The organism is Pseudomonas sp. NPDC096917, assembly GCF_044762555.1.
In the GTDB taxonomy this organism is placed as follows: Bacteria; Pseudomonadota; Gammaproteobacteria; order Pseudomonadales; family Pseudomonadaceae; genus Aquipseudomonas.
On record NZ_JBIWEO010000007.1, the window covers coordinates 196,944 to 216,248 of the forward strand.

The window sequence follows — 19,305 nt, forward strand, 5'->3', positions numbered from 1 at the left end:
CTACTCATCAAGCTCAACGATATTGACATCGATGGGGGGCAGGCCGTCGAACGCAACATTCATGTCGATGCCGGTCTGGCTGAAATAGCGGTGTACCTGGCTCACTGCCTCTTCGGACAGGGGGTTGCCTGCCAGGTCGAGCGCTTCGGTGATATAGGCAGGAGCCTCGAAGAGTTCGGACGGCAGATTGATGATGAGATTGTCACTTAGATCAATCGTTTCAATATCGGGCAGCCCCAGCAGCGAGGTTGGGAACTCGCTGAGTTCAGTGTTGCTCAAGTACACGGAATTCAGGTTTTGCATGTTGCTGAAGTCGGGCGTGATGTTGAGCGGGTTGTTATCAAGATCGATGTGTTCCAGATTTTCCAGTCCCGCTAAGGCTTGGGTGCTTGTGGGAGAGAGCGTGATGTTGCTGTCTTCGAGATACAACTCGGTTATGTGCTGCATTGAAAACAGCGACTCTGGCAGTGTATCAAGCGCAAAACCTTGAAGTTTCAACACGCGTAATTGTGGAAAATGCTGCAAGAATTCGCTAACGCCAGTGACGGGGCCTGTTCCTCTCAAAGACAGGTAAGTCACGTGGCTGAAGTCGGCGTTAATGGTAGGCATGTTGTCTAATATCGTTCGTGTAAACGTCAGCTCAAAACCATCTCGATCAGCGTCGGCGTAGTGATTGTCGAACGCAGTTTGTCTGCGCCAGCATCTTTCGAGTTCTCGGCTGAATGCGCGCCGGTCTTGAACAATCGCCATTCTGGCAATAGGCGCAATTAAATCGCCTGTTCGCTGGTTAACGGCCGGTGCGTCGACTGTCCATACTTCCAGATCATCACGCAGTGTTTGCAGCGATTGTCCCAATTCGGTCAAGGTTTGATTTGCTTGAGCCGGGTCTGAGGGCAGGGTACGCATGACTCTTAGCCGCTCGAGCTGATTCAGGCTGGGGTAAAGCTCATGAACGCGCTGCTCAAGTGCGCTCGGTACCCGCCCCGGGGCGTCGGCGCCTAATAAGGGATAAGCAGTGGCTTTAAGTCGCGGGCGGGCTTCAGGGTTTAGGTCCAGCGCAGTGCGCGGTGGTTCCATGTGTGCGCTGACAAGTTGACGTTGCAACAGAGGCTGCTGGCGTACTGCGTTTTTCAAGGCGTTGCCTTGTTTGGTATTGGGAAATCCCAGTTGATGACGCTCTGCGTCCGGCAGGGCGTGCAGTAAAGCGGCATACAGATCGTCTGGACCATGCAGCTCTTGATCCAGCGCATCCCGAGCGCTGTAGCGGTTTTGTGATTTGATCAGCACTTTTCGTATCGGGGCATGTTCGTCCCCAAGGCTATTGAGCAGTGGCCCTTCAAAGTCGGCGTCGCGAATTTCCAGGCGCACGTTGTCTGACCAGCCAGGGAGCGATTCAATCGTTTTCAGAATGAGCCACTCGCTGTCTGCAGAGTGCACGGAGTCGAGAAACAGGCCTTCAAAGGCGCGATTGACCCGTGCTTCGTGGACCTGTTGGAGCGCGAGTTCCTGCAAACGTGTGGGGAGGGTTCGCTCATTGAGCAATTGCAGGATTTCGTCGCCATGGGCATTCCAGATCAGTTCTTGCGCTGCCAGTGTCGGCAGGTCCGGATAGGTTGTCTGCAGCAGTTTGACCTCGGCATTGCCTCTGCTTTGCAGCGATGCATAACGTGATGTGAACAAGTCGGTGCGTTTGCTCTGTGCCTGGCGCGCCAGTCGGTTACAGAGCAGGTTTATTTGTTCGGTGGGGTTAGGCAGCGGGTCGGCCATCGCAGGGCTAATGCCGAGCAGGTGTTTAATGTCTTTTTCCGTGAGTGCCTTGAGGATGGTGTTCAGCAATTGGCCCTCTCGCACCTGTTGCTCTGTGATTTCAATGCGATCGGCTGTAGAGGAGGCTGAAGGGTAATTCGCCACGGTTTCACCGCGGTCATTGACAACCCGCAAGCTTTTCGACGAGCTCCATGCCTCGTCACGGGTCAGCAGTTGCAACTGGGTTTGAGGGTCTGCCAGTTGCTGAACCAAAGGGTCGCGGCTTTGCATGTGCTCGATGAAACGCTGCAGGTCTTCATCAATCTGGAAGCGTTGGATACTGTCGGCCAGTAAGCCTGGCGTGTGCAGCGCATCGGCATGCAGGCTGCGCAGCACATCGGTGTCGGTCTGTGTGATGGTCAAAATACGTGAGGCGTTGAGGTCAGAAAAAGAGGCCGCGGTTCGGTTCAAGCGTTTAAAAAGTGTCAGATCATCCCAGTTGAGCGGTTGCTCGGTTTCGGCTGTCCAGGCACCTGAACCGTTGTGCCGCAAGCGTGGCGAATAGGCCCGTGCTTGGTAGGGATGCTTGATGCGGTAGCGCAGGGTTTGGGGTTCTTGTTCGACGCGGTAAGTGCTTTTTTCGAGGGTCAGAAACTGGGCGTCTTCATGCTGCATCAACCCGAGGTCGTTGACGGGCGTGCCGGGGGGCAGGGCTGTCGGATGTTGGTAAGGCGTAAGGTCCGGATCCCAGAGGCGTTTTTCACCCGTGGGGCGTGTGACGGGTTTTAAACCCGCGACGAAAGAGGAGGCGGGCTTCAGCGCGTCAGAGATTATTTTGCCGCCAATGGTCAGGGTTGCAATCTGGGTGACACTGGACAACACGTTGAACAGATGGTCCCAGGCCTCAATGGTTTTACCCTGAGTCCAGTCCCTGATGCCCTCATAGGTGTCATCAAGGACCTGATACGCCATTTGCAGCATCATCAACTCACCGAGCCCCGGGATGAAGAAAGCGCCCACAAACTCAATCGAGTTGACGGCCCACTCGCCGATTTTTTTCAGGCGTTGTTGGCGGTCATGGCGTGTTTTCTGATCTTCAGTGTCGGTACTGACAGCCAGCAAGGGGGCGTCTGCCAGCAGCTTTCGTCGTTTTTGGTTGAAAAGGTATTCGCTGTAGTCCTGAGAGATATTGAGCAGCGTGAAACTCAGAGCAGGGTGCGCAACGGGGCTTGAACGAATATCGAGAGGGAAGTCCTCAGGCCGTCCTTCTCCTTCAGGCACCTGTGCCGGGTCGGTCAGGGTATAAAAAAGTTTGCTTCTAAGGGTGGTCAAAAACGGCCCCAGTTCCTTGTGATCAACAAAGCGACTGAAGTATTGCTGGTAGCTGTCTTCACGTAATTTTATGGCCAGGTGCTCGACGAAGGCGGTCATTGAAACGTGACGCTTAAGAGGGTGTTGCGGGTCATCCGGGAGGTAGGCGATGACCTCGCCGTGCAATGAGGAAGGCGCCGTTTTCGTGGAAAAAACCAGCACGCCAGTCAGCGGGCTACCCAGTAGCGTCATGCTGTGAGGATAAAGCGTCGATGGGTTCGGGTTCGTCCAGCCTGGCGCCTGGGCCGGATCGCAAAGCGCATCATGGATGCTTTGTGTGATCTGTTGGTGTGCGAGCGCATGGTGCGACGCCGCGTTGAGCGCCGTTCTCAAGTGCTGGCGCACCGCTGTTTTGATGCGCAGTGCTTTGGGGGGCGCGCAGAGGACCAGTTCGCTGTCCAGATGAGCCTTGTACAGTTTGCCAATATCCAGCTGGCGGCACAGTTTGATGAAGTCCGGGACCGGCAGTTGTCGGGTCAGAGCATCCATGGCCTGGTATTGCCCGCTCGGGCTGGGGCGAGAAATGAATCCGGAGTCAGCTGAGTGAGCGTCTGCCTGGGCTTCAAAAGCCTCGAAGTTATGCAGGGCGGCATCCAGCATGGACACGCGCCAGTTTTTAAATGCCCCGGTTTTGCGGCCTAGCAAGGGCGTTGTCAGGGGGATGTAAAGGTTGATGAAGGTGTTTTTTAGATCGAGCGCTGAATCCACCTGAAAGTGCTCAACCAATGCTTGTTTGAGCAAAGGCTCGGCGAAGGCGTAAACATCCTTGAGGTGTTCAAGTTCCTGTTCGGCGTCCTGATGGGCTTTCCAGCTGTTTATGTGCGCTTGATCAAGGGCGGTTTGCTGTGAGGTCGAAAGCCCTTTGGGCCAGTGCGCCGGGCTGGGCCGCAGACTCTTCAGTGCTTGTTGTTTGTGGATCGGCGCCTGTGTCAGCCACTGGGGTAGCGAGCGGGTGATCTGGGCGTGATGCGCCAGAAAAAAAGCCTCACTGTGGCGCATGTTTTCGTTGGCGGGTGGCTGTGCGGGCAGATCTTCAAGTTCGGCGTTGTTCATGAAAGCGGCTCATTAATCAATGAATTAGAGCGATTAAGATCGTCCGCGATGTCGGTTTTAAAAAGCGCAAATACCTGCTCGAAGGGGCCGCAGACGTATCGTAAATGTGCGGCGGTCAAATAAATAAATAGCGCCCGCTCAAGCGTTAATCTGCAGGTGTAGGACCGGCCTGCCAGGCACGCTATAAATCAACCTGTTATCGCGCTGCCGTTTGCCAGGCTCAGCGTTTAAACTGCGCCTTTGTGACGCAATATGTCGCATTGCCGAAAGCCTTGGGAAAACGTGGTTGAGCGCTATAAGAAGTTGTCGCTTGGCGACAAGGCGTCTCGTGCATGTGTCCTTACAATCCCTTATCGCCTGCCAGTCTAGGCAGGCGTTTCTCATCAGGAGACTCCGATGTCCGTTGAGCAAGCCCCGGTGCAACGCGCCGATTTCGATCAGGTCATGGTTCCGAACTACGCACCTGCTGCTTTCATTCCTGTGCGTGGCGCCGGTTCCCGAGTGTGGGATCAGTCGGGGCGTGAACTCATCGACTTCGCAGGCGGCATTGCGGTTAACGTGTTGGGTCACGCCCATCCGGCGCTGGTTGGCGCGCTGACCGAGCAGGCCAATAACCTGTGGCATGTGTCCAACGTCTTCACCAACGAGCCTGCGCTGCGCCTGGCGAAAAAGCTGGTGGATGCAACCTTCGCCGAGCGTGTGTTCTTCTGTAACTCGGGCGCCGAAGCCAACGAGGCCGCTTTCAAGCTGGCCCGTCGCGTGGCGTTCGACCGTTTCGGTGATGAGAAATACGAAATCATCGCGGCCCTCAACAGCTTCCACGGTCGTACGCTGTTCACCGTCAACGTGGGCGGGCAGTCGAAGTACTCCGACGGCTTTGGTCCAAAAATCACCGGCATCACGCACATTCCGTTCAACGACCTCGACGCGCTGAAAGCGGCGATTTCGGACAAGACGTGTGCTGTGGTGCTGGAGCCGATTCAAGGCGAAGGCGGGGTTCTGCCTGCTGAGCAGGCTTACCTGCAAGGCGCTCGCCAATTGTGCGATCAGCACAATGCGCTGCTGGTGTTTGACGAAGTGCAAACCGGCATGGGCCGTACTGGCGAGCTGTTTGCCTACATGCATTACGGCGTGACCCCGGACATCCTGACCAGCGCCAAGAGCCTGGGCGGCGGTTTCCCGATTGCTGCCATGTTGACCACTGATGCGTTGGCCAAACACCTGGTGGTTGGCACGCACGGCACCACTTACGGCGGTAACCCGCTGGCGTGTGCGGTGGGCAACGCAGTGATCGACGTGATCAACACGCCAGAGGTGTTGAGCGGCGTTAAAGTCAGGCACGAGCTGTTTAAAGCCCGCCTTGAGCAGATCGGTCAGCACTATGGCCTGTTCACGCAAGTGCGTGGCTTGGGTCTGTTGATCGGCTGTGTCTTGAGCGATGCCTGGAAAGGCCGTGCCAAAGACGTCTTCAACGCTGCAGAAAAAGAAAACCTGATGATCCTGCAAGCAGGTCCGGACGTGGTGCGTTTCGCGCCAAGCCTGGTGATTGAAGAAGCAGACATCACCGAAGGCCTCGATCGTTTCGAACGCGCAGTGAAAAACCTGACCGCTTGATCCACACCGCACCCCTGTAGGGGCTCGCCTCGCGATCTTTTGATCTTTGAAAAGGTCATGGAGCGAGCGCCTGCAGGGCCCCCATTTTTATTTTCTGAATTAAGGAGTGACACCATGCTGGTGATGCGCCCCGCGCAAATGGCTGACCTGGACGAGGTACAGCGTCTGGCTGCGGACAGCCCGATTGGTGTCACTTCACTGCCGGACGACGCCGGACGCCTGCGCGACAAGATCGCGGCGTCCGAAGCTTCGTTTGCAGCCGAGGTCAGCTTTAACGGTGAAGAAAGCTACTTTTTTGTTCTTGAAGACACGGCCACCGGCAAGCTGGTGGGCTGTTCGGCCATCGTGGCATCGGCCGGTTACTCCGAGCCGTTTTACAGCTTCCGTAACGAGACCTTCGTTCACGCCTCGCGCGAGCTGAAGATCCACAACAAGATTCACGTGCTGTCGCAGTGTCATGACCTGACCGGCAACAGCCTGCTGACCAGTTTCTACGTAGTTCCGGGTCTGGTCGGCACGGCCTGGTCCGAGCTCAACTCCCGTGGTCGTCTGCTGTTTGTGGCCAATCACCCGGAGCGCTTTGCTGATTCGGTCGTGACCGAGATCGTCGGTTACAGCGATGAAAATGGCGACTCGCCGTTCTGGGACGCCATTGGCCGCAACTTCTTCGACTTGAACTACGCCGCCGCCGAACGTTTGTGCGGGCTGAAAAGCCGTACGTTTCTCGCCGAACTGATGCCGCATTACCCGATTTACGTACCGTTGCTGCCCGATACTGCTCAAGAGGCCATGGGGCAGGTGCACCCGCGCGCGCAAATCACTTTCGACATTCTGATGCGTGAAGGTTTTGAAACTGATCATTACATCGACATTTTCGACGGCGGCCCTACCTTGCATGCGCGGGTTTCGGGCATTCGTTCGATCGCTCAAAGTCGCGTAGTCCCGGTCAAGATCGGTGAACTGAGCAAAGGCGGCGGTCGCCAGTACCTGGTGGCAAATGCCCAGTTGCAGGACTACCGCGCCGTATTGCTGGAGCTCGATTGGGCGCCGGGCAAGCCGGTCACGCTGGATCTGGAAGCGGCCGAAGCACTGGGCGTTGGCGAAGGTGCCAGCGTACGAGTGGTTGCGGTTTAACGCGTTTGAGCGAGTTTCACGGGGTTCGCCAGCGCGCCCTGTTTAAGGAGATAGCATGATCGTTCGTCCTGTACGCAATAGCGATTTACCGGCCCTGATAGAACTGGCCCGCAGCACGGGCACTGGCCTGACCACCTTGCCGGCCAACGAGCAGCGCTTGTTGCACCGAGTCACCTGGGCTGAAAAAACCTTCCGTGGCGAAGCCGAGCGCGGCGATGCGGACTACCTGTTTGTGCTCGAAAATGACGACGGTAAAGTTGTCGGCATTTCAGCCATTGCGGGCGCAGTCGGCCTGCGTGAGCCGTGGTACAACTTCCGGGTTGGCTTGACCGTCAGCGCCTCCCAGGAGCTGAAGATCTACCGTGAAATTCCAACCCTGTTTTTGGCCAACGACCTGACGGGCAACTCTGAGCTGTGCTCGTTGTTTCTCAGTGCCGATTACCGTAACGGCCTCAATGGCCGCATGCTGGCCAAGGCGCGGATGCTGTTTATCGCTGAGTTTCCCGAGTTGTTTGGCAACAAGATCATTGCTGAGATGCGCGGCATGTCGGATGAAAGTGGCCGCTCGCCGTTCTGGGAAAGCCTGGGTCGGCACTTCTTCAAAATGGAATTCAGCCAGGCTGATTACCTGACTGGCGTGGGCAACAAAGCCTTTATCGCTGAGCTGATGCCCAAATTTCCGGTGTATACCTGCTTCTTGTCCGAAGATGCTCGCGCGGTGATCGGCAAGGTGCATACCCACACCGAGCCCGCCTTGAACATGCTTAAAAGCGAAGGTTTCAGCTACCAGGGCTACGTCGATATTTTCGATGCTGGCCCGGCTGTGGAATGCGAAACCACCAAGATTCGCGCCGTGCGTGACAGTGAAACGCTGGTGCTGGCCATTGGCACGCCGGGCGACGACGCGACGCCTTATCTGATTCATAACCGCAAACGCGAAGATTGCCGCATCACTGCCGCCCCGGCGCGCTGGGCTGCCGGCACCCTGGTGGTCGATAAACTGACCGCCAGACGCCTGCAACTGAGTGCAGGCGATCAAGTGCGCGCCGTACCGTTGTCCGCGCAGCCAGTTGCCCCACGGGAGTCCAAATAATGAGCACGTTGTACATCGCAGGCGCCTGGCAGAACGGTCAGGGCGAAGCCATTGAATCGTTGAATCCGGTGACCCAACAGGTGCTGTGGACCGGCAACGCGGCCAATGCCGAACAGGTTTTCGAGGCGGTCAAGGCCGCGCGTCAGGCGTTTCCAGCCTGGGCCAAGCGCTCTTTCGAGGAGCGCTTGACGGTGCTCGAAGCCTTCGCTGCGAGCCTGAAAACCCACGCCGATGAGCTGGCGCATTGCATCGGTGAAGAAACCGGCAAGCCGCTGTGGGAGTCGGCCACCGAAGTCACCAGCATGATCAACAAGGTGGCCATCTCGGTACAAAGCTATCGCGAGCGCACCGGTGAAAAAAGCGGTCCGCTGGGCGATGCCACCGCTGTCCTGCGCCACAAGCCGCATGGCGTGGTTGCGGTGTTCGGCCCGTACAACTTCCCTGGCCATTTACCTAACGGGCATATTGTCCCGGCCTTGCTGGCGGGTAATAGCGTGGTGTTCAAACCGAGCGAGCTGACCCCAAAGGTTGCTGAGCTGACGGTCAAGTGCTGGATTGAAGCCGGTCTGCCGGCCGGCGTGTTGAACCTGTTGCAAGGTGCACGCAAGACCGGTGTGGCGCTGGCGGCGCACGCGGGCATCGATGGCTTGTTCTTCACTGGGTCGAGCCGCACGGGCAATAGCCTGCATCAGCAGTTCGCCGGTCGTCCGGACAAGATTCTGGCGCTGGAAATGGGGGGTAACAACCCGCTGGTGGTCGATCAGGTGGCCGATCTGGAGGCTGCGGTTTACACGATTATTCAGTCGGCCTTTATCTCGGCCGGGCAGCGTTGCACGTGTGCTCGCCGTTTGCTGGTGCCGCAAGGCGCCTGGGGCGACAGCCTGCTTGAGCGTTTGGTTGCGGTCAGTAAAGACATCGTCGTCGGCGCGTTTGATCAGCAGCCAGCGCCATTCATGGGGGCGGTGATTTCCCTTTCGGCCGCGCGTGATTTGCTGGCCGCGCAGACGCTGCTGATCGAGAACGGTGCCCAGGTACTGCTGAGAATGACCCAGCCGAATGCGACAGCTGCGTTGTTGACCCCCGGCATTATTGATGTGACCGCCGTGAGCGAACGCTCTGACGAAGAACTGTTCGGGCCGTTGTTGCAGGTGATTCGCTACGCCGACTTTGACGCGGCGATTGCCGAGGCCAACAACACCGCATTTGGTTTGGCGGCGGGCTTGCTGTCGGACTCCGAGGCGCGTTACCAGCAATTCTGGCTGCAAAGCCGGGCGGGTATTGTGAACTGGAACAAGCAACTGACGGGTGCAGCCAGCAGCGCGCCGTTTGGGGGCGTTGGGGCGTCGGGCAACCATCGCGCCAGTGCCTATTACGCGGCCGATTATTGCGCGTACCCGGTGGCATCGCTGGAAACCCCGACCCTGGCATTACCAGCGGCGCTGACCCCGGGCGTGCGCTTGTCCTGATGCGGACCTTGTAGCCGCCGCCGAAACTGCGATGGGGTGCGAAGCGGCCCTGCTTTTAAATAAAAAGCGAGGGGCCTTATCGCAGCCTTTGGCAGCCGCTACAGAATTTTGAGTCATGTCTATAACCACCGTTTTCCGGAGCCTCACCGATGAAATCCTTTGAAGTCAATTTTGACGGTCTAGTGGGGCCGACCCATAACTACGGCGGTTTGTCGTTTGGCAATGTCGCGTCCCAGAGCAACAGCCAGCAGGCTTCCAACCCCAAGGAAGCGGCGCTGCAAGGCCTGGAAAAAATGAAAGCGCTGATGGACATGGGGTTTGTCCAGGGCGTGTTGGCTCCGCAAGAACGTCCGGACGTCGGCGCATTGCGCAGCCTGGGCTTTGGCGGTACCGACGCGCAAGTGATTGAGCGCGCTGCCAAAGACGCCATGCCATTACTGGTTGCCAGTTGCTCGGCCTCCAGCATGTGGGTGGCCAACGCGGCCACGGTCAGCCCTAGTGCCGACACCGCGGATGGTCGTGTGCATTTCACTGCCGCCAACCTCAACTGTAAATTCCACCGCAGCATCGAGCACCCGACCACCAGCCGTGTGCTGGCGGCGATGTTTGCCGATCAGCAACACTTTGCGCACCACGCGGCATTGCCTGCCGTAGCCCAGTTCGGTGACGAAGGCGCGGCCAACCACACGCGTTTTTGCCGTGACTATGGCGAGGCCGGGGTTGAGTTTTTTGTGTACGGGCGCAGCGCGTTCGACAGCCGTTACCCGGCACCGCAAAAGTACCCGGCTCGCCAGACCCTTGAAGCCTCGCAAGCCGTCGCACGGCTGCACGGCCTAAGCGAGGAGGGCGTGGTGTTCGCCCAGCAAAACCCGTCGGTAATTGACCAGGGCGTGTTTCATAACGACGTGATCGCGGTCGGTAACGGTGAATTGTTGTTCCATCACCAGGATGCGTTTCTGAATACTGAAGCCATGCTCGACGAGTTGCGCCGCAAGCTGGCGGCACGTGGGGCGCAGTTCCAGTCCATCAGCGTGCCGCGTGACCAGGTGGCCGTAGACGATGCCGTGCGTTCTTACCTGTTCAACAGTCAGTTGCTCAGCCGTGCCGATGGTTCGATGCTGCTGATCGTGCCCGAAGAGTGCCGCGCGAACCCGCGTGTCTGGCAGTACCTGCAAGGCCTGACCAGCGCAGGCGGTCCGATTCGTGAGGTGAAGGTCTTTGATCTTAAGCAGAGCATGCAGAACGGCGGTGGCCCGGCGTGCCTGCGACTGCGCGTCGCGCTCAACGAAACTGAGCTGGCGGCGGTCAATCCGGGGGTTATCATGACCGCCCCGTTGTACGACACGTTGACCGGCTGGGTGAACAAGCACTACCGCGATGCCTTGCGCGAAAGCGACCTGGCAGACCCACAGTTGTTGCTTGAATGCCGGACGGCACTGGATGAACTGACGCAAATCCTTAAACTGGGCTCGGTTTACCCGTTTCAGATCAATTGATGTGCGCGCCGACTCTTTTAGGCGCGCCACCTGACTTTCCAATGAGAGCGAAATTATGAGCGATTCCCTGCAGCTGATCCTTGAAGACACTGATGGCACGCAACTGGAAACTTCCTGCACCCGCGTCGCAATCCTGTGGCAGGGCAAAGAGCTGTGGATTCAGCAAGACGGCCGTGGCCAGTTGTTGATCGGTGTTGACGTGGAAGAAGGCGATGCTGAATATGCCAACCTTCTGCTGCGTCCATTGGCGACTAACCTTGTTAGTCTGCAGCTGGAAATGGAGCCGGCTGACTTGAGTGACGAAGATGGCGAAAACGGTCACGTACACGGCCCAGACTGTAATCACTGATTAAGGAAGCTCTATGCTCGCTCTCGGCAAACTGCTTGAACTGACCTTGGCCGGACGTGAGCCGGCCGAGAAAACTCAACTGACTGTCGACGGCGTGCGGATGCGCTGGCTGGCTGAGGGCGCACTCGAGGTGCGTCCTCCCGAGGCGCACGACAGCGGCATGGATGTGCTGCTGTCGGCTGGCATCCACGGTAACGAGACTGCGCCGATCGAGTTGTTGGATCGCCTGTTGAACGCCATTGCTCGTGGCGACGTAAAGCCGCGAGCCCGAATTCTGTTTCTATTTGGCAACCCCGGCGCCATGCGCTCCGGCAAACGGTTTGTCGAAGAAGACCTCAACCGCCTGTTCAATGGCCGCCACGAAAGCAGCAGCGGGCCAGAAGCCTTGCGCGCTTGTGAACTTGAGCGTCTGGCGGAGACGTTTTTCAATAAGCCTGAGCGCACCCGCTTACATTACGACCTGCACACGGCCATTCGTGGTTCGAAAATCGAGCAGTTCGCCTTGTATCCCTATAAAGAAGGGCGTGAGCACTCCCGCTTGGAGCTTGCACGCCTGCGCGCTGCCGGGATGGAAGCGGTGTTGTTGCAGAACAAGCCTTCCATTGTGTTCAGTGCCTTCACCTACGATCGGTTGGGTGCCGAGGCCTTTACCCTTGAGCTGGGCAAGGCCCGGCCGTTTGGGGAAAACGCCGGGGTGAACGTCGAACGTCTGGAATTGCGCCTAAAGCAAATCATTGAAGGCACCGAGCCGCCACTGGAAGACGCTTCTCTGGAAGGTTTGCAGCTGTTTAAGGTGGCACGTGAAGTGATCAAGCACAGCGATGCGTTCCTGCTGCACTTGCCGGTTGATGTCGAGAACTTTTACGAGTTGTCCAAGGGGTACCTGCTGGCGCAGGACACGCCGAAAACCCGCTGGATTATCGAAGAGGAGGGCGCTCGAATCATCTTCCCGAACCCCAAGGTCAAGAATGGCCTGCGTGCGGGGATCATCATCGAGCCTGCAACCCTGTAGGCGCTGCCTGCGCAGCGGCCCTGTCTTTGAGCTGTAAACGAAGGCCCTTAGGGGCTTGTTGCAGCCTGCACCAGCGGCTTCACGTTATGTGCCCAACCTAAAACAGGCCCTTAAAAGGGCCTGTTTTGTTTTGCGGGCTAATTACATCGCGCGTTTTTGCTGGGTATCCAGGCGCTTGATAGCGCGGATTTTCTGCAAGGTATCAACGCATGTTTTCGCTGCTTCCTGACCTTTGTGCACGAAGTGATCAAAGAAGAACTTCTGATGCTCTTCGCCCGCGTGGAAGTGGTGCGGTGTGAGGCTGACCGAGAATACCGGGACTTCGGTTTCCAGTTGCACTTGCATCAGGCCGCTAACGACCGACTGGGCCACGAAATCATGGCGATAGATGCCGCCATCGACGACCAGTGCGGCGCCGACGATACCGGCATAACGCCCTGTTTTGGCCAGCAGTTTGGCGTGCAGCGGGATTTCAAAGGCACCGCCCACTTCAAAAAAGTCGATGTCACTTTCCTGATAGCCCTGCACCAGCATTTCGGCCAGAAACCCTTTACGGCTCTGATCGACGATCTCTTTGTGCCAGCTGGCCTGGATAAAAGCTACGCGTTCGTTGTGGTGAATGGTGGTGGGTTGCATGTTCTGACTCCTGTTTGTGTGAAAAACAGGGCATATGAATTGAATGGGATTTAAGGGTGCGCCCCAGAGGCTGGATACCGTGATCACGCGACGGTACATACCTGCCTGGTTGACGGCCCTTTGGCGCCAATCCCGTTCTCTCTTCATCCGGACTATGACCGTCGGCCTCGGAATCACACCGAGTCTGCTGACCTTGCCACTTCTTTCAGCTAGACGCTGTTGTCGGTGCCAAGCGCTCGCGGGCTATACGCATTGCGCGCAATTACCGCCGGTGGGGAGTTGCACCCCGCCCTGAGAACGTTACCACCCGTTTTTCGGGTGGCGGGCATTTTGTATCACATATGTTTCAAAGATGCATCGCTGCTTTTTGCTAATAGCCATCGTTTTTTCCGATGCCTGTATGCGGGTATTCTTGTCCGACAGGGAAATTTCCGATGAGTATCCCGAGGTGCTCATCTCACATGGCTGAGGATTTTTACATGACGGTTATTGATCTGCGCAGTGACACCGTGACCCAACCCAGTGCCGGAATGCGTGAGGCCATGGCGAGTGCTGCATTGGGGGACGATGTCTATGGTGAAGATCCTTCGGTGAACAAGCTGGAGTCCGAGATGGCCTTGCGTCTGGGCTTTACCAAGGCGCTGTTTGTGCCCACCGGCACCATGAGCAATCTGCTGGCGTTGATGGCGCATTGCGCACGCGGCGATGAATACATCGTCGGGCAGAAGGCGCACACCTATATGTACGAAGGCGGCGGGGCGGCGGTGCTGGGGTCTATTCAGCCGCAGCCGCTGGACGTGCAGGCCGATGGCAGTCTGGATCTGCAACAGGTCGCTGCCGCGATCAAGCCTGACGACTTTCACTTTGCCCGCACCCGCTTGCTGGCGTTGGAAAACACCATGCAGGGCAAGGTTTTGCCACCGGAGTACCTGGCCGCCGCCAGTCGACTGACCCGCGAACATGGTCTGGCGTTGCACCTTGATGGTGCCCGGCTGTACAACGCGGCGGTCAACCTGGGGGTCGATGCAGGCGACATTACTCGGCATTTCGACTCGGTCTCGGTGTGCCTGTCCAAAGGCCTGGGTGCTCCCGTGGGCTCGGTGCTGTGCGGCACCGCGGACCTGATCGGCAAGGCCCGGCGCTTGCGCAAAATGCTCGGTGGCGGCATGCGTCAGGCGGGGCAACTGGCAGCGGCAGGCCTGTACGCGCTAGACAACCAGGTCGAGCGTCTGGCCGATGACCATGCCAATGCCCAGTTACTGGCTGAAGGCCTGCGTGCTGCAGGCTATGAGGTTGAGCCGGTGCAGACCAACATGGTATATGCGCAGGTCAACGGCGAGGCTGAGGCGCTCAAACACTTTGCACAAGAGCGCGGGATCAAGATCAGTGCTGCACCGCGCTTGCGTCTGGTGACTCACATGGACGTCAGTCGCAGCCAGATCGAGCAAACCATCGAGGTTTTCAGCGCCTTTTCCCATCAATAAGCTGGCAATCCGTCCAATTGCTTGTCGCTATCGTATAAACACGCTGTACCCGAGGCGAAGGGCCGATATAATGCGGCCCTTTGCGAGTCGCACTGTCGATTGACGTGATTTACTTGCCTCTGGCCGCAGCCTCCGTGGAAGAACCTATGAAAAGCGCAGAAATCCGTGAAGCCTTCCTTCGCTTCTTCGAGGAGCAAGGTCACACCCGTGTCCCTTCCAGCTCCTTGGTCCCGAATAACGACCCGACCCTGCTGTTCACTAACGCGGGGATGAACCAGTTCAAGGACTGCTTCCTGGGCCAAGAAAAACGTGCTTACACTCGAGCGACCAGCAGCCAGAAGTGCGTGCGAGCCGGTGGTAAGAACAGCGACCTGGAAAACGTCGGTTACACCGCTCGTCACCACACCTTCTTTGAAATGCTCGGCAACTTCAGCTTTGGCGATTATTTCAAGAAAGACGCGATCAACTTCGCCTGGACCTTCCTGACCGGCGTTTTGAAGCTGCCCAAAGACAAACTCTGGGTCACGGTTTACGCCAGCGATGACGAAGCCTATGACATCTGGACCCAACAAGTGGGCGTGCCTGCCGAACGCATGATCCGCATTGGCGACAACAAAGGTGCTCCGTACGCGTCGGACAACTTCTGGACCATGGGTGATACCGGCCCGTGCGGCCCGTGCACCGAGATTTTCTATGATCACGGTCCGGACATCTGGGGCGGCCCGCCGGGTTCGCCAGATGAGGACGGTGACCGTTACATCGAAATCTGGAACAACGTATTCATGCAGTTCAACCGCACCGCCGATGGCGTGTTGCATCCGTTGCCAGCGCCCTCGGTAGACACCGGCATGGGCCTGGAGCGGATCAGTGCGGTGATGCAGCACGTTAACTCCAACTACGACATCGACCTGTTCCAGAGCCTGTTGGCCGCCGCCGCCCAAGCCATTGGCTGCAATAACGAAGGCCAGGCATCGCTCAAAGTCGTGGCTGACCACATTCGTTCGTGCAGCTTCCTGATTGCTGATGGCGTATTGCCTTCCAACGAAGGCCGTGGCTATGTGCTGCGCCGCATCATTCGTCGCGCCTGCCGTCACGGCAACAAGCTGGGCGCTACCGGTAACTTCTTCTATAAGATCGTCGCGGCGCTGGTGGCCGAGATGGGCGCGAGCTTCCCGGAACTGGTGCGCGAGCAAGCCAACATTGAGCGTGTACTCAAGGCCGAAGAAGAGCAGTTCTCCAAGACCCTGGAGCAGGGCCTGAAAATCCTCGAACAGGATCTTGCTGATCTCAAAGGCACTGTGGTGCCGGGCGACGTCGTGTTCAAACTGTATGACACGTACGGTTTTCCGATGGACCTGACCGCCGACATCGCCCGCGAGCGCAACCTGACCGTGGACGAAGAAGGTTTCGAGCGCGAGATGGAAGCTCAGCGTGTGCGCGCACGTTCGGCCAGCTCATTCGGCCTGGACTACAACACGCTGGTTAAAGTTGACGTGCCAACCGAGTTCGTCGGCTACAACGCGACCCACAGCTCGGCCAAAGTGATTGCCCTCTATAAAGAAGGCCAGTCCGTTGCGACCCTGAATGAAGGTGACGAGGGTGTGGTCGTTCTTGACCAGACGCCTTTCTATGCAGAATCGGGTGGTCAGGTCGGTGATTGCGGTTACCTGCAAGCTGGCGCAGCGCGCTTTGACGTGCGCGACACCACCAAAACCGGCGGTGCGTTCCTGCACCACGGTGTGGTGGCTGCGGGTGGCCTCAAAGTCGGTGAAACCGTTCAGGCTCAGGTAGATGGCGATGTGCGTCATGCCACCTCGCTGAATCACTCGGCGACTCACTTGCTGCACGCTGCCTTGCGCCAGGTGCTGGGTGAGCACGTTCAGCAGAAGGGGTCTTTGGTCGACAGTCAGCGCATGCGCTTCGACTTCAGCCACTTCGAAGCCATCAAGCCTGAGCAGATCAAGGCGCTGGAAGACATCGTCAACACCGAGATTCGCAAGAACACCCCGGTCGAGACCGAAGAAACCGATATCGAAACCGCCAAGCAAAAAGGCGCCATGGCGCTGTTTGGCGAGAAGTACGGCGATAACGTGCGCGTGCTGAGCATGGGCGGCGATTTCTCGGTGGAGCTGTGTGGCGGTATCCACGCCAAGCGCACCGGTGACATCGGCCTGATGAAAATCACCAGCGAAGGCGGTGTGGCGTCGGGTATTCGTCGTATTGAAGCGGTCACGGGCGCAGCTGCGCTGGCTTACTTGAATGCCGCCGAAGAGCAGCTCAAGGAAGCCGCGAGCCTGGTCAAGGGTTCGCGTGACAACCTGGTCGACAAGCTGTCGGCTGTGCTGGAACGTAACCGCCAGCTGGAAAAACAACTGGAGCAATTGCAGGCCAAGGCCGCAAGCGCTGCGGGCGATGATCTGTCATCGTCGGCAGTGGATATAAACGGCGTGAAAGTGTTGGCCGCTCGCCTGGACGGTCAAGATGGCAAGGCGCTATTGGCGTTGGTAGATCAGCTGAAGAACAAGCTCGGCCGCGCGGTGATCCTGCTCGGCAGTGTTCATGAAGATAAGGTCGTACTGGTTGCAGGCGTAACCAAAGACCTGACTGGCCAACTCAAAGCCGGTGATTTGATGAAGCAGGCCGCTGCGGCAGTGGGCGGGAAGGGCGGTGGTCGTCCGGACATGGCGCAAGGCGGTGGTGTTGACGCTGCGGCTCTGGACGCTGCGTTGGCCCTGACTGTGCCTTTTGTCGAACAGGGTATCTGAGGTCCAGTACGCGCGGTCGTCTAGTGGCCGCGCGTCGTTTGAATGATAAATGGGCGCCCTTTATGGGCTGAGGCTGCTTTGAAATGGCTTTGATCGTACAGAAATTCGGAGGCACCTCGGTCGGCACTGTCGAAAGAATCGAGCAGGTCGCCGATAAAGTTAAGAAGTTCCGTGAAGCTGGCCACGACTTGGTGATTGTGCTGTCTGCGATGAGCGGTGAGACCAATCGTTTGATTGAGCTGGCTAAACAGATCAGCGATCAGCCGTTGCCCCGTGAACTGGATGTGATTGTGTCCACCGGCGAGCAGGTGACGATCGGCCTGCTGTCGATGGCGCTGAACAAGCGCGGCGTGCCCGCGGTGTCCTACACCGGCAGCCAGGTGCGCATTTTGACCGACAGTTCGCACACCAAAGCCCGCATCCTGAAAATTGATGACCAGAAGATTCGCGCCGACCTCAAGGCCGGTCGCGTGGTTGTGGTTGCAGGTTTCCAGGGCGTGGATGAAGGCGGCAATATCACCACCCTGGGCCGTGGCGGCTCGGACACGACCGGCGTGGCGCTGGCAGCAGCCTTGAAGGCTGATGAATGCCAGATCTATACCGATGTTGATGGCGTCTACACCACTGACCCACGGGTTGTGGCGAAGGCTCAGCGTCTGGAAAAGATCACCTTCGAAGAAATGCTGGAAATGGCCAGCCTGGGTTCCAAGGTGTTGCAGATCCGCGCTGTCGAGTTCGCAGGCAAGTACAACGTTCCGCTGCGCGTATTGCACAGCTTCAAAGAGGGTCCGGGTACCCTCATTACTATTGATGAAGAGGAATCCATGGAACAGCCGATCATTTCTGGCATCGCTTTCAACCGCGACGAAGCCAAGCTGACCATCCGTGGCGTGCCAGACACCCCGGGCGTGGCGTTCAAGATCCTGGGCCCGATCAGTGCGGCCAACATTGAAGTCGACATGATCGTGCAGAACGTTGCGCACGATAACACCACCGACTTCACCTTCACGGTACACCGCAACGACTACCAGGCTGCTTATCAGGTTCTGGAAAATACCTCGCGTGAGATCGGTGCGCGTGAAGTGGTCGGCGATACCAACATTGCCAAGGTGTCGATTGTCGGCGTGGGCATGCGCTCTCATGCGGGTGTTGCCAGCCGCATGTTCGAATCGCTGGCCAAAGAGAACATCAATATCCTGATGATCTCGACCTCTGAGATCAAAGTCTCGGTAGTGATTGAAGAGAAGTACCTTGAGCTGGCTGTGCGTTCCCTGCACACCGCTTTTGAATTGGATGCACCTGCCCGACAGGGTGAGTAAAGCTTTGCCCAGAGGGCGCGGTTGATCCGCGCCCTTTGTTTTTTGATTGGTGTGACCGAAAACTTTAACTTTTGTCATGTTGGTCAATACTAAGGGCGCAAGGTCGATTTAGCTGATTAGCTAGTAGGCCAAAGCCCTTTTTTTTTGCAGACTGTTGTTCCTGAAATGAAAGCGTGAGGAGAAACGTATGCTGATTCTGACTCGCCGGTGCGCAGAAAGCCTGATCATAGGCGACGGTGAAATTACTGTGACCGTGCTAGGCGTCAAAGGAAACCAAGTGCGAATTGGTGTGAATGCGCCCAAGGAAGTGGCTGTTCATCGGGAGGAAATCTACCTGCGGATCAAGAAGGAAAAGGATGAAGAACCAAGTCTTTAATTTTATTTAAGTTTTTAGTTGCATACGGGGAAAAGGCTGGTTATTATACGCCCCGTGTTGCGGAGAGGTGGCCGAGTGGCCGAAGGCGCTCCCCTGCTAAGGGAGTACATCTCAAAAGGGTGTCGGGGGTTCGAATCCCCCCTTCTCCGCCATTATTCATGTAGCACGTTCGAATCTAGCCATTTCAGTAAGTTGTTGAATTTATTGAAAAAAACACTTGGCAGAGAGATTCAACGGTCTATAATACGCAGCTTCAAATGCACTCGTAGCTCAGCTGGATAGAGTACTCGGCTACGAACCGAGCGGTCACAGGTTCGAATCCTGTCGAGTGCACCATTTAAGAGTTAGTTGCTTCGGTAGTTAACTTTGCTTCAACCAGCGGTGGTCTGGT

Annotated in this window: 13 protein-coding genes, 2 tRNA genes and 1 riboswitch; of the genes, 13 read left to right on the top strand and 2 right to left on the bottom strand. The window is 57.3% G+C overall.

All coding sequences use genetic code 11. From position 1 onward, the window contains the following. Positions 1 to 4,170 carry a dermonecrotic toxin domain-containing protein gene (locus tag ACIQYF_RS10650; protein WP_402860641.1) on the bottom strand — a complete coding sequence of 1,390 codons (4,170 nt, stop codon included), beginning with the start codon at positions 4,168 to 4,170 and terminating at the stop codon, positions 1 to 3. A 396-nt stretch (positions 4,171 to 4,566) separates the two neighbouring features. Between ACIQYF_RS10650 and ACIQYF_RS10655 the strand changes: the two genes are divergently transcribed. From ACIQYF_RS10655 to astE, 7 genes are all read left to right on the top strand, one after another. Further along, entirely contained in the window at positions 4,567 to 5,784 is a 1,218-nt protein-coding gene (locus ACIQYF_RS10655) for an aspartate aminotransferase family protein (protein WP_402860644.1), read from the top strand. Positions 5,785 to 5,898: 114 nt separating this feature from the next. Further along, a complete protein-coding gene (aruF, locus tag ACIQYF_RS10660) occupies positions 5,899 to 6,918 on the top strand; it encodes an arginine/ornithine succinyltransferase subunit alpha (protein ID WP_402860646.1) in 1,020 nt (339 codons plus the stop codon). A 55-nt stretch (positions 6,919 to 6,973) separates the two neighbouring features. Next, the gene (gene astA / locus ACIQYF_RS10665; protein WP_402860649.1) at positions 6,974 to 8,011 is read left to right on the top strand and encodes an arginine N-succinyltransferase; all 1,038 of its coding nucleotides are present in this window, start codon (positions 6,974 to 6,976) and stop codon (positions 8,009 to 8,011) included. Continuing rightward, positions 8,008 to 9,477 (top strand): succinylglutamate-semialdehyde dehydrogenase, encoded by a 1,470-nt coding sequence (astD, locus tag ACIQYF_RS10670; protein WP_402860794.1) that lies wholly within the window; start codon positions 8,008 to 8,010, stop codon positions 9,475 to 9,477. The genes astA and astD overlap by 4 nt, the downstream gene beginning before the upstream one ends. A gap of 149 nt (positions 9,478 to 9,626) precedes the next feature. Next, positions 9,627 to 10,973, top strand: coding sequence for an N-succinylarginine dihydrolase (astB, locus tag ACIQYF_RS10675; RefSeq protein ID WP_402860651.1), 1,347 nt, complete (start codon positions 9,627 to 9,629; stop codon positions 10,971 to 10,973). Between the two features lie 55 nt (positions 10,974 to 11,028). Then, positions 11,029 to 11,322 carry a topoisomerase II gene (locus tag ACIQYF_RS10680; protein WP_402860654.1) on the top strand — a complete coding sequence of 98 codons (294 nt, stop codon included), beginning with the start codon at positions 11,029 to 11,031 and terminating at the stop codon, positions 11,320 to 11,322. A 13-nt stretch (positions 11,323 to 11,335) separates the two neighbouring features. Then, the gene (astE, locus tag ACIQYF_RS10685) at positions 11,336 to 12,334 is read left to right on the top strand and encodes a succinylglutamate desuccinylase (protein ID WP_402860657.1); all 999 of its coding nucleotides are present in this window, start codon (positions 11,336 to 11,338) and stop codon (positions 12,332 to 12,334) included. A 141-nt stretch (positions 12,335 to 12,475) separates the two neighbouring features. Here the strand turns inward: astE and ACIQYF_RS10690 are convergent, their stop codons facing one another. Continuing rightward, positions 12,476 to 12,970 (bottom strand): 6,7-dimethyl-8-ribityllumazine synthase, encoded by a 495-nt coding sequence (locus ACIQYF_RS10690; protein WP_402860660.1) that lies wholly within the window; start codon positions 12,968 to 12,970, stop codon positions 12,476 to 12,478. Positions 12,971 to 13,100: 130 nt separating this feature from the next. Then, positions 13,101 to 13,273, bottom strand: a riboswitch (FMN riboswitch). Between the two features lie 176 nt (positions 13,274 to 13,449). On the opposite strand from ACIQYF_RS10690, the gene ltaE reads away from it, so the two are divergent. From ltaE to ACIQYF_RS10720, 6 genes are all read left to right on the top strand, one after another. Further along, positions 13,450 to 14,454, top strand: a complete 1,005-nt coding sequence (gene ltaE, locus ACIQYF_RS10695; RefSeq protein WP_402860663.1) for a low-specificity L-threonine aldolase — start codon at positions 13,450 to 13,452, stop codon at positions 14,452 to 14,454. A gap of 146 nt (positions 14,455 to 14,600) precedes the next feature. After that, complete coding sequence (gene alaS, locus ACIQYF_RS10700) at positions 14,601 to 17,219, top strand: alanine--tRNA ligase (RefSeq protein WP_402860666.1); 2,619 nt, start codon at positions 14,601 to 14,603, stop codon at positions 17,217 to 17,219. Between the two features lie 83 nt (positions 17,220 to 17,302). After that, positions 17,303 to 18,538, top strand: coding sequence for an aspartate kinase (locus ACIQYF_RS10705; protein WP_402860669.1), 1,236 nt, complete (start codon positions 17,303 to 17,305; stop codon positions 18,536 to 18,538). A gap of 187 nt (positions 18,539 to 18,725) precedes the next feature. Continuing rightward, the gene (gene csrA / locus ACIQYF_RS10710; RefSeq protein WP_003175645.1) at positions 18,726 to 18,914 is read left to right on the top strand and encodes a carbon storage regulator CsrA; all 189 of its coding nucleotides are present in this window, start codon (positions 18,726 to 18,728) and stop codon (positions 18,912 to 18,914) included. 61 nt (positions 18,915 to 18,975) lie between these two features. Then, positions 18,976 to 19,066, top strand: a tRNA-Ser gene (locus ACIQYF_RS10715). A gap of 107 nt (positions 19,067 to 19,173) precedes the next feature. Beyond that, positions 19,174 to 19,250 (top strand) — tRNA-Arg (locus ACIQYF_RS10720). The last annotated feature ends 55 nt before the right edge of the window (positions 19,251 to 19,305 follow it).

Coding starts and splice junctions, on each gene's coding strand:
- ACIQYF_RS10650 (WP_402860641.1), bottom strand. CDS start 4,170: ATGAACAACGCCGAACTTGAAGATCTGCCCGCACAGCCACCCGCCAAC.
- ACIQYF_RS10655 (WP_402860644.1), top strand. CDS start 4,567: ATGTCCGTTGAGCAAGCCCCGGTGCAACGCGCCGATTTCGATCAGGTC.
- aruF (WP_402860646.1), top strand. CDS start 5,899: ATGCTGGTGATGCGCCCCGCGCAAATGGCTGACCTGGACGAGGTACAG.
- astA (WP_402860649.1), top strand. CDS start 6,974: ATGATCGTTCGTCCTGTACGCAATAGCGATTTACCGGCCCTGATAGAA.
- astB (WP_402860651.1), top strand. CDS start 9,627: ATGAAATCCTTTGAAGTCAATTTTGACGGTCTAGTGGGGCCGACCCAT.
- ACIQYF_RS10680 (WP_402860654.1), top strand. CDS start 11,029: ATGAGCGATTCCCTGCAGCTGATCCTTGAAGACACTGATGGCACGCAA.
- astE (WP_402860657.1), top strand. CDS start 11,336: ATGCTCGCTCTCGGCAAACTGCTTGAACTGACCTTGGCCGGACGTGAG.
- ACIQYF_RS10690 (WP_402860660.1), bottom strand. CDS start 12,970: ATGCAACCCACCACCATTCACCACAACGAACGCGTAGCTTTTATCCAG.
- ltaE (WP_402860663.1), top strand. CDS start 13,450: ATGACGGTTATTGATCTGCGCAGTGACACCGTGACCCAACCCAGTGCC.
- alaS (WP_402860666.1), top strand. CDS start 14,601: ATGAAAAGCGCAGAAATCCGTGAAGCCTTCCTTCGCTTCTTCGAGGAG.
- ACIQYF_RS10705 (WP_402860669.1), top strand. CDS start 17,303: ATGGCTTTGATCGTACAGAAATTCGGAGGCACCTCGGTCGGCACTGTC.
- csrA (WP_003175645.1), top strand. CDS start 18,726: ATGCTGATTCTGACTCGCCGGTGCGCAGAAAGCCTGATCATAGGCGAC.